The following is a 983-nucleotide window of genomic DNA, read 5'->3' on the forward strand; positions in this document are numbered from 1 at the left end:
AGGGAGTCGAGTAGTCCCTGAGTGGCCCGCAGCGTGAGGTTGAACATCCCCTTGAGCATCATATAGATGGTCTGGTCAGTGTAAAGCGGGCTCGGCCCCGTTGCCTATGATGATCGTGGTGAAACCCGTTGCTCATGGCCTTGGGATCAACCCAGAAGGTGAGTGAACCACGATTAATCAAAGAGGTGTTGTATTGAGGCCAGTTGGTGATGGGGTGAAGCGACGTGCCCATGATGCAGACGTTAAGGAGATGATGGTGATCAGGTCGCCGAGTCCTCAGTTAGTTCCATTCAAGCTGCATCTATTTGGGCAACAACGCCGTGTACCCCACTTGCTCGCACTTTCCGAAGTATAATAAGTAGTGCTGTTTACACTGACCGATAGTGAAGTAAAATTACGCTCTGGCTCTCGAGCCATCCGCAGGCAGAAACTAATACTAGGTAACGGCCTGCTCGGGCTTACTCTGCTGTAGTAGCGCATGCTTACATATAGCTCACGGTGACAATAGCTACATTGCTGTTGCTGGCAGAGACTGCATAGTTCAGCGTGCTGCTAATAGATTTGAGCGTTCCCGCTTTCTGCAAGTTTGCTAAATCCATTGATTGGCTATGAATACCTGAGTAACAGGTCACACTATTAGTGGATACGTCACATGGGGATTCATAAATCGCGCCGCTAAAGGTGATTGTTCCATCTGTTGCTGAGGCTACGTTTGGAAGTAATGCTGCTGCAAGCAGCAATACTGTAGCTGAGGTAGTAACGAAGCTGGCTGCACGGCTACGGCAGGTAACATTGATTTGATTGTTCATGGTCTTAATCCTTTTCGTTAACGTGACGTTTGACGAAAAGGGCTAACGCAATCGAAGAGAAAACATATGTCAGGCGACATAACTCTTCTAATTTGGCGGCTCCGCTGTCTTAGGTGTTTAAACCCTTAGACCGGTGGCTTTGCGTCCCGACCTTTCGATCGGTTTGCCCTTTAC

The 983-nt window shown here is 48.8% G+C and carries 1 protein-coding gene, 1 pseudogene and 1 riboswitch; the gene and the pseudogene both read right to left on the reverse strand.

Annotated features, from left to right (window positions below):
- Positions 1-232, reverse strand: a pseudogene (locus CUC53_RS16575) (transposase); the annotation flags it as partial.
- 250 nt (positions 233-482) lie between these two features.
- Positions 483-809, reverse strand: coding sequence for a fimbrial protein (locus tag CUC53_RS16580; protein ID WP_100295155.1), 327 nt, complete (start codon positions 807-809; stop codon positions 483-485).
- A 91-nt stretch (positions 810-900) separates the two neighbouring features.
- Positions 901-983, reverse strand: a riboswitch (cyclic di-GMP riboswitch). This riboswitch is flagged as partial in the annotation.

This window comes from Aeromonas cavernicola, assembly GCF_002795305.1.
Lineage (GTDB): Bacteria > Pseudomonadota > Gammaproteobacteria > Enterobacterales > Aeromonadaceae > Aeromonas > Aeromonas cavernicola.